The organism is Microcystis sp. M049S2 (assembly GCF_020245625.1).
Taxonomy (GTDB): domain Bacteria; phylum Cyanobacteriota; class Cyanobacteriia; order Cyanobacteriales; family Microcystaceae; genus Microcystis; species Microcystis ichthyoblabe_A.
Genome location: NZ_JADBUN010000075.1, coordinates 1 through 9,852, shown reverse-complemented (window position 1 = coordinate 9,852; position 9,852 = coordinate 1). Strand labels below are relative to the sequence as shown.

Annotated in this window: 3 protein-coding genes; all 3 read right to left on the bottom strand. The window is 43.1% G+C overall.

Translation table 11 applies throughout. The features are described from left to right. Positions 1-141: 141 nt before the first annotated feature. The 3 genes from IM496_RS06310 to IM496_RS06300 all read right to left on the bottom strand — a co-directional run bounded on the left by IM496_RS06310 (position 142) and on the right by IM496_RS06300 (position 9,632). Positions 142-6,294, bottom strand: coding sequence for an AAA family ATPase (locus tag IM496_RS06310; RefSeq protein ID WP_287661567.1), 6,153 nt, complete (start codon positions 6,292-6,294; stop codon positions 142-144). Next, entirely contained in the window at positions 6,291-8,123 is a 1,833-nt protein-coding gene (locus IM496_RS06305) for a carotenoid oxygenase family protein (RefSeq protein WP_287661566.1), read from the bottom strand. Before IM496_RS06305 ends, IM496_RS06310 begins: the two co-directional genes overlap by 4 nt. A 174-nt stretch (positions 8,124-8,297) precedes the next feature. Next, positions 8,298-9,632 (bottom strand): AAA-like domain-containing protein, encoded by a 1,335-nt coding sequence (locus IM496_RS06300; RefSeq protein WP_104397432.1) that lies wholly within the window; start codon positions 9,630-9,632, stop codon positions 8,298-8,300. Positions 9,633-9,852: the final 220 nt, after the last annotated feature.

Genomic DNA, 9,852 nt, shown 5'->3' with positions numbered 1-9,852 from the left:
GTAGTCAGTTACCTAATTTTCAGGGAAAAAGTACCTGAATTTTACCCCTGATCCCTCCAATGGTCGGCACTTTTTGAGGTCAAAAAAGTCTAAAAGCCTTATCCAACAAGGTTTTTAGATTTATTCAGCAAGCCCTACTTATTAGGTTGATTTTGCCAGGGCCAGCCAATGGAGGTTAAAGATTGACTGATAAATGGGATTATGGACCCGCAGCCGGCCCTGGTCTTTGATCACCAACCCCGATAAAAGTAACTCTTTTTCTGGGGGGCTATCCTCGGCAATCACCTCTTTTTCCCTTAAAATCCGTTCATAGAGTCTCAGGAGCAACTGGGAGCGATGACTGTTGAGAAGTCGATCTCGAATAGTCCGCAGATGTTCCGGTTCATCCTGAGCCTCCCAATTGTCAATGATCTTCTTCTGTACTAAGTCCTCAATCCAGGGGGCCTCACCATTGGGGGGAATCGGCGAGGTGGCGGTGCGAATTAACTGACAGAGTTTTTGGGTCAGAAAAGGTTGACCGTTTGTCCAGGCAAAGACTTCTTTTAAGACAGTTTGCGGGTTACTAACTTTCTCGGCCAATCCGCGCAGTAAAGGCTGGGCTTCGTGTTCCTTAAAACCCTCCAATTGAATCGAATGACCGATATTAAAAGGGGTGATTTGGTGGTCAGTAATTAAATCGGAGGGGGTGACAACACCAAAGAAAGCGAAGGTCAAACGCCGATAGAGCGGGTTAAAACCGCGCTGGTTATAGCAGGAACGAATCAGGGCAAAAAAGTCATTAACCGCAAAATTTAAGCCCAAAACGCTATCGATTTCATCGATAAAAATCACGATTGGTTTCGGGGGAGAACCGTCCAGTATCCCCACTTCCAGCAATAACACCTCTTCGATAAATTCGCCCAAGCGCTGCACTGCCGAGACATCTTCCCGTTCTTGCCACCAAGCTTTAAGATTAACCCTTTTGAGCAGGCCAAAACGTCGCCCTAACTCGAAGGCTATCCCCTTGTACCATTGGTCAGAAGTGACATTTTCGCTGCCGATGCGGGTTAAATCAATAGGAGCGCAACAGATGCCCTCGTGTTGGAGGTGATCGATCATGCGTACCATTAAACTAGACTTACCCATTTGACGGGGATTGAGAACATAGCAAAAATCGCCGCGTTTGAGGGCTTTATAGAGATAACGGTCGGCGGCGCGAACCACGTAGGTGGGGGCATCCATGGGTAAACTGCCCCCCACTTGGTAGTCAAAGGTGCTAGATTCTTCGGTGCTTCTGAGCAGTTCATTTTCAAACAGTAATTCTGCTTGGGTGGCTTTGAGAATTTCTAGGGTTTGGCTGAGTTCCAGGGTGCGCTCCTGCACTTTCTGTTCTAGGGTGCGGCTATACTCGGCTAATTCTTCGGTAAAGCGAATCCGTTCCGCTTCTGCCTGTTTTCGTTCGCTAATATCGGTAAAAGCGGTGATCGCATAGATAATTTCTCCTTTTTCGTCAAAAACAGGCGTGGCATACACTTCTAGGGGGATAATCTTCTCTCCTTGGTGAACTTCTATATCATCCATCGTGTTTTTTTCCCCCCTTAAAGCTCGGACAATCGGCTGGTCTTCGGTGGGATACAATCGATCGGTTCCAGCTTGATATAACTGATAGGTTTCCCCCAACTGATTAGCCGTGGTGATATTAACTATCCCTTTTCCCAAAATCTCTTGGGCGGTTTGATTGGCATAATAGGGTTGACTGCCAGCATCGAGGACGAATACCCCCACCGGCATCGCTTCTAAAAATTGCGCTAGTTGTCTCTGTTTGGCTTTGATTTCGGCGTAGAGTTTGGCGTTAGTAATTGCGATCGCCGCTTGGCTGGAGAGCAGTTGCAGCACTTCCAATCTTTCTTGGGTAAAAGCCCCGACGGTGAGATTATTTTCTAGATAGACAATTCCCCGCAGTTGTCCTTGGTCGAGGAGGGGCGAACAGAGCAGGGATTTGGTTTGATGGGTTTTAATATAGGGATCGTTGCTAAAATCGCCCTCATGGGCAGCATCGTTATTCAGAACGGTTTGACCGCTCCGGGCTACATAGTAAATAATTGAGACGGGAAGATGTTCTTCGATGGCATGAGATTTAAAGACTGTCACCCTATCTTCCTGCACTGAACCGGAGGCTTCAATCAGTAGTTGTCCGCCGCTTTCTAGGATAAGATAGCCCAGCTGCGCCCCCGCATTTTCGATGAGAATTTTCATCAGGGTGGCGAGTAATTGATCTAAAACTATCTCGCTAGAAATGGCTTGGGATGCTTTCATAATCGTGGCTAAATCTAACAGTTCTCCCGAATGACTAACTGAATTTTTTCTGGTGGTAGTTCTCCTAGTTTCGGTCGGGGAATTGGAACCATAATTATTGACCATTAACTGAGAATAGCGGCTTTCTATATCTTTGACTTTAGCTGTTGCTCCCCAAATAGAATAGAGATAAGCAGCTTCATTGATGTAGGTTTTGGCAATTTTTACTTTACCCCAATCGAGATAGAATTTCGCCGCTAGTTCGTTAGCCAGTGCCTCTTCATTAATGTATTCATTTTCCTTGGCTTTAGCGATGGCTAGATCGTAGTTTTCTATGGCTTCTAGATAGGATTGCTGCACCCGGTCTTTTTCCGCTTGCACTAAGTAAAATTTATGGAGATAGTTAGAGGGGGCTTGATTGGCCCATTCCTGTTGCTTTTTCTGATTATTCTTCACTCGTTCTAATACTTGCTGTTTTTGGTCATTGTCCAGATGATTATAAATAGCTAAATGAGCGAGGGAATCATAGAAATTATGCAGAGAAATCAAGAAAGTAGCGGTGGCTCCCCCTAGATAATTTTGGGCTTGGTTAGCATTTTCAATGGCTGTTTCGTACTGTCCAAATAGATAACAAAGGTATAATTTATTAACAAATAAAGCACAGAGACCATAGAGATCATTAGCCTCTAGATGGTACGGTAACATAACAGTTTCTTGATAGTATTTTCCTTCTAAACGGCTGGAATTTTCCGAGCGCCCCAGCAGATTTAAAACTGTTTGACCGTAGATTTTTAGATAGTTGCGGGTGTTTTCTTGTTTGAGCTTAACAAAAGCCAGATCATAGTTAGCTATTTCTCCGGCTAATTCGGTTAATTCCTGTCCGATAAAGGCGGAATGAAAACAGTAAAGATAGGCGCAGGTTGTTCCGTAGTAGAGATCGCCCATTTCTAAACTGGTTTGATAGGAAGATTTTAACAAGGACAGGGAATTTTTAATCGGTTCTTTCCAGATACTAATAGTGGCGGAAAAGACGGCAATTATTTTCGGCATCAGGGCTTTGGCATGAAATTTATCAGCAATGTTTAAAGCTAATCGTCCAAATTGATAACCCGTTTCCCAATCTTCTAAAAGACCACAAAGAATTAAGCCATAATTGACATAAGTAAAAGCCGCTAGATAACTATTGCCGTATTCAATTGATAAGTTAACCTGTTTTGATACTAGGATGGGTAAGAGATGAGGTGCGGCAATATAAACAGGAGGAAATATGGCACTCGCTATCTTCATGATTGCTAATTTTTCTTCCTCATTTATCGGCGGTAAATTACTTAAATTTTCGATATTTTGACCCGCTAATTTTTGCCTAGTTTTATTGAGTTCTTCCTTAATATCTGATGATTTTAAGGATTCAAGAATCTCGAAATCTAGGCTTTTGAGGACGGATAAACCAATTTCTACCGCTTTTAGTTCGTGATTTTGGGCTTGATAAGCTTCGATGATGACTTCATAAACTTTCACCTTATCTAGGGTTGTTTTTGCCTGTTTTAATACGAGATTAGCCCAGCGTTGCGTCTGCTCAAAATCCCCACTTAAATAGGCGATTTCTGTGGCTTCAGAATAAATATCTAAAGTCAGTTGATAGTTATTTTTCCAGCTTGATTTTTTGAGAAGTTTTTGAGCGATTTTAATATATTTTAAGGCTCCAGTTTTGGCATTAGCTGCTTTTGCCTTTTGGGCTGCTAGTAAATTCAAGTTAGCCACTGACTCTCGTTCTTTTTCCTCGCTAATTAGTTGATAACCAAGATTGAGATGATCGACTATTTTAAAAATTTTTTCCGATAATTCATTGGCGGCAGTATGCTGCCAAAGTAGGCGACCAATTTTCAAATGAATTAAAGATTTTTTGCTGTCTTCGATGAGAGCGTAAGCTCCTTGTTGAATGCGATCATGAGCAAATTTATATTCTTGAATCAGTAATTGTTCATCCAATTCTGAGAGGGGAATAATTAAACCAGCTTCGCTACTAGAAGTTAAAATTGGTAAAAGTTCTGGAGGTGATTTTTCAGAGATTACTGCCAGACTATATAAATTAAACTCTGCCCCAAGACAAGCTGCTAAACTTAAAATTTCCTGGGTTTCGGGGGGCAATTTCTGCATTTTGCCCATCATAAATTGAATCAGATTATCGGTACTACCAATCCTTTGAATTTGGCCTAGATGCCATTGCCAATAACCCCTATTATTATCGTTTTTAGTGGTTTTTTGCTGCCCTGGTTGGAAAAATAGCAAATTTTCCCAGTAGATAGTTTTGAGAAATTCATTGACAAAAAAAGGATTCCCGTGGGTTTTTTGCCAGACTAAAGCGGACAAAGATTGCACATAATCAAGGGAATGATTTAAGGTGTCAGCAATTAACCGATTTACCTGTTCAAGACCCAGAGGTTTTAAAATAACTTGATTGATAATTATGCCCCCCTGCTCTAATTTATCGAGAGTAGCACTTAGGGGATGGGTGGAATTAATTTCGTTACTGCGATAGGAACCAATTAAAAATAAATAGTCCATATCGCCATCGAGCATAATTAATTCTATTAACTGGAGACTAGCCAAGTCTGCCCATTGCAAATCATCGAGAAAGATGACCAGGGGATGTTCTGGGGAACAAAAGACGCGAATAAAATTTTTAAAGACTAAATTAAAGCGATTTTGAGTAGCGATCGCTCCTAATTGTAACACCTCTGGTTGTGAACCGATAATTAATTCCAGTTCGGGAATCACATCAATAATAACCCGTGCATTCGCCCCCAAAGACTTTAAGAGTTTTTGTCGCCATAGTTGCAGTTGTGGCTGACTTTCCCCCAAAAGTTGCTTGACGAGATGAGTCAAAGCACTAATCACGGCAGCATAGGGAATATCGCGCTGAAATTGGTCAAATTTACCAGAGATAAAAAAGCCGCGTTTTTCAGTAATTGGCTGATAAATTTCCTTAACTAGGGTGGTTTTACCCATGCCAGAATAACCGGTAACTAGCATCAGTTCGGTGCGAGAGGAGTTTTTATCCGCGGTGGCTACCCGTTGAAAAGCAGTGAGGAGAGTGGCGATTTCTATCTCCCTACCGTAGAGTTTTTGGGGAATTTGGAACTGATTGGCTAGATCTTGCCTAGCGATGACAAAATCCTCAATTTTACCCGTTGTTTCTAGTTGTCTTAAACATTCTTCTAAATCTGCTCGAATACCGTAGGCACTTTGGTATCGTTCCTCGGGGGTTTTAGCCATCAGTTTCCTGATGATTGCTTCCACCACTGGGGGAATTTTCTCCCTGACGAGACTATTAATCTCCAAAGGTTGTTTAGCCAGATGACAGTGAACTAATTCCAAAGCATCGTTAGCCCGAAAAGGTAATTGTCCGGTGAGAAGTTCGTAGAAGCTAACGCCCAAGGAATAAAAATCCGTGCGGTAATCGAGACTGCGATTCATCCGTCCGGTTTGTTCGGGAGAAATATAGGCTAAAGTCCCCTCCAGGACGTTGGGATTTTTTAGCCCCGGATTTTCCCGCTGCAGGACGCTGGCAATGCCAAAATCGATGATTTTAATCTGTCCGGTTTCGGGGTTAAGAACTATATTGGCAGGATTAATATCTTTGTGAATAACCTTGGCGTTGTGAATTTTCTCTAAATTAGCCACTATTCGGAGTGCAAGGCTTAAAAAGTCCCTTAAGGCCAGAGGTTTGCCCCCTAGCCATTTTTTTAAGGATACACCCCCGAAATCTTCCAAAATAATCACGGGAGTTCTGCGGTAGGTTTCTAAACCATAGGCTTTAATCGCCCCCTCGAAGTTCAGACCGCAGATGGTTTTATACTCCTGTTTGTAGTGGGTTAGTTCTTGGGTGGTGGGATATTCTTGCTTGAGGATTTTGAGCATAACGGGTTGATTATCGGCGGTGCGAACCGCCCGATAGACTTCCGAGTTAACACTTTCGTAGATTTGGGCAAGAATGTCGTATCCGTTGAGAACAATCATTTTTTTACTTGGCGATTGTAAATGGCTGCGGGTCTCCCCAAGAAAAATTCTACGGGAACTAAAACAAGACTCCGCAAGGCTGACAGGACTCGATTTACCTGTGAGACGGAAGGACGGGGAGAAGGCAACACTTGCTCGAAATACTCGGAATGCAAGGTAAAACCAAAGTGAACATCTTCCGGCAAACTCAGTTTAGCAATCGGTCCGTCCTTGAGATTGTCAGGGTTAAATAACCAAGCTTCTAATACTCTGGTCGGGGTTAAAACCGTCGTAAATAGATAGCCCTGTTCTTGGGGAATAAACTGAATGCTATCTAAAATATAGCCATCGGGACAAACATAAAAATCCAGTGGTCCCCGACCTAAATGTGATACATGAGTATCACTGGCTTTTTGTTCTTGGCTAATCTGTTCAGTTAACTGATTCCAATCCTTATCGAAGGGAACCTTGGCTAATACCGAGGGCAAGTCATGACAGGGAAGTTCGGCATCGCTGAGGATGCGATTACTTTGGTCGCGACAATCCATATACTGACGACGACAGATTAATTCGCGCACATAACCAGCATAAACCTGATAAATGGCGCTGTATCCCTGTTCCAATTCCCGCGGGTCGGCGGTGTAGAGAGTGGTAGAGAACCACCCCGGATGGACGAAAGCCTGTTCGCTCATCACCCTGGCATCTTCGATAACCACTTTGCGCAGCACTCCGGGGTCAAAGGAAAACATCCAGGGGATGCCGTGGTATTCGGGGGGATAACTCTGACCGGTAAAATGTTGGATATCGTCTTTTTCGATCGCTTCGGTTAAACTAATAGTGGCATTTTGGATGGCCACAATCTGAATTTGACCGTTGGTACTATAGTAACTACAAAGGAAGTGATAACTGTCGCCATTGAAGGTAATTAATCGCGAGGGAACGGTGGTTTCTTCTTCCTTGAGATCTTGACGTTTAACCAGATAAATTTGAGTTTTCGGATAGGTTTCTTCAGGCTTAATTCTGATACCTAATAGTTTGGCTACTCCCATCTGAAAGGGCATATCGGGAATCATGATATAATCTTCGGTGACGATGACCGAATGGGGACTACCATCGAGGATAGCTCCCTGTAGTTTCCAGGGTTTAAGTTGTTTTTGTTGATCCCAAAGAACAATATACACCGATTTATCTAAATCTTTTAACATACCTCCCGATACAAGTTTTAGCTTTAATTCACAGGTGATAAATTCTTTGGTTTTTTTGTCGTAGAAGGGATGAGCGGTATTTTCTAGGACTGGGAAAATAGACAAAGGCACGGAAACAATATGTTGGTCAAAATAACCAATCGGAGTGATAGTATCCAGGGAAACCGGATCCACTTCCCAGTAACGTCCCGCATCGGCAGTGAGAATTAATCGGGTTTCTTCTAGTTGTTGCTCTTCGGCAACTTTTTCTAGTTTAACCATAGCAGTATTCGCTATTTCTGAACAACCCAAAATGCTGACCACGGCAGGAAAAGTGGCTTGACTAATATTAAATATCGGTAAAACTTTTCGCCAAAAACTATCCCAAGTTTTCAGTTTTTTACTGTAAACGTTAACTTGATTATTTTTACCTTGCAAGTCCCATCTAATAATTACACCTTCGCCAGAGAACAAATGACGGTCATTTTTTCTATGAAAAGGACAGACGATAAAAACGTATCCCGACAGATTTTCCGGCCAATGTCCCTCAGTAATTGTGGCGACTGCCTTATATAAATTGTTCTCATCCGGCCGACCGAGTTGCGAGCGACTAAAATTACTAACGTTGACAGTATTTTGGACAGTATCTTTGATTGACATATTCATAAGTAGGGTTTGCGGCAAAAAGTTTGTTGGTGGGGTTAGTAGCCGGTCGTCAGGAGTCAGGAGATAGGAGTCAGGAGATAGGAGCCGGTCGTCAGGAGATTATTTTATTTATTCCCCCCACACCCTACACCCCACACCCTACACCCTACACCCTCACTGATAACTGATTACTGTTTACTGATAACTGATAGAGGATTTCACCTCTAAAAAATAGCGTCGATACAATTCATAGCCTGGTACCACTTTATCTCCTGATTGTTTGAGTAGTCCCATACTGCTGAGTTTGTAAGCGAGAATTGGGTCTAATTGTAAGGGTTCCACGGCGCTCATCACCCGATCGAGGGCTTTTGCTAGTTCAGGCTGTTGTTCTAATACTGCCCAATGGCGCCGCAGGTGATGGGCATAGATCCCCGTGACGGAGGTGGCACTGGTTAATATTTGCGTCATGGTTATTTCCTCCCGACTGAGATAGTAGAGGGCGGTTTGCACCAAAGCTGGGTGTCCTCCCACTAACTCCATCAGTTGTTGGACTTTTTCCTGATTTTCCCAAGTGAGTTGATAACGTTGGGCTAATTTTAATACCTCCTCCAGACTAAAATGACTTAGCTGTGCGGGGAATCCCACGTTAAAGGGGGATTGATTGAGCTGCAGGGGAACATAAATTTCTGTGGAATGGACGACGATAAGACGGAGTTTTTGCCAAATAGGTAGGGTTTTGGCTTCTTCGTACCAAGAACGCAGCAGCGGTAAAAAATCCTTGGCCACTTGGGGATGTTCAAAAATCTGATTAAGTTCATCGAGAGCGAGGACAATGGGGGCAGTAATTGATTCAAGGATATAGTCCTGGATATAGGCGGTACAGCTAATCTTGCTGCCTAAATCCTCATCCCAATACTCATCTAATTGGGGTTTTAACTGTAGTTGACGAGCGACATTGGCACACAACCAGCGCAAAAATTGGTTTAAATCAGCCAAAATCGTCTGGTCCACCTGTTCTAAGTTCAAACTCACCGTGCGGTAGCCTTGCTGTTTGGCAAAATCGAGCATTCTCAAAAGTAGGGAAGTTTTGCCCATTTCTTTGGGAGCCTTTATCCGCACTAAAGCCCCCGGTTTCTTGATTTCCTGCCTTATCTGTTCTTCGAGGGGAAGACGTTCTAAATAAAATGGGGAACCAAGGGGAACTGCCCCATTGGGATAGGGGGGTAATGTGTCCAATTTTTCGCTCTTGGCTGCCGAATTAACCGGAATTTTGTCTTCAGGGGGTGTTTTTAGCTGAAAATTCAGGGCGGCGATTTCTTGCCAGTCCAGGCATAATCGACGACAAATTTGTTCAAAAGTGGCTTGTTCTACCGGTTTACCAGTCAGGAAGTTGCTGACAGTAGCCAGACTAAATTCAGCTTCTTTGGCTAAGGAGCGTTGACTGCTAAAGCCCTGCTTTCTCACTGCTAATTTAACTTGATTGAGGCAGTGTTGTTGTACTCTTAGATGGCCCGACATGGAATCTCTCATAAGAAGTGGGGTGTGGGGTGTAGGGTGTGGGGTGTAGGGTGTGGGGTGTGGGGAGTTTTCTCAGTGAACTGATAACTGATAACTGATAACTGATAACTGATAACTGATAACTGATAACTGATAACTGATAACTGATAACTGATAACTGATAACTGATAACTGATAACTGATAACTGATAACTGATAACTGACTTCTAACCCAATGGTAGATGTTGGATTT

Excerpts from the sequence above, each read along its gene's own strand:
- IM496_RS06310 (WP_287661567.1), bottom strand. The coding sequence starts at position 6,294 with ATGATTGTTCTCAACGGATACGACATTCTTGCCCAAATCTACGAAAGT.
- IM496_RS06305 (WP_287661566.1), bottom strand. The coding sequence starts at position 8,123 with ATGAATATGTCAATCAAAGATACTGTCCAAAATACTGTCAACGTTAGT.
- IM496_RS06300 (WP_104397432.1), bottom strand. The coding sequence starts at position 9,632 with ATGAGAGATTCCATGTCGGGCCATCTAAGAGTACAACAACACTGCCTC.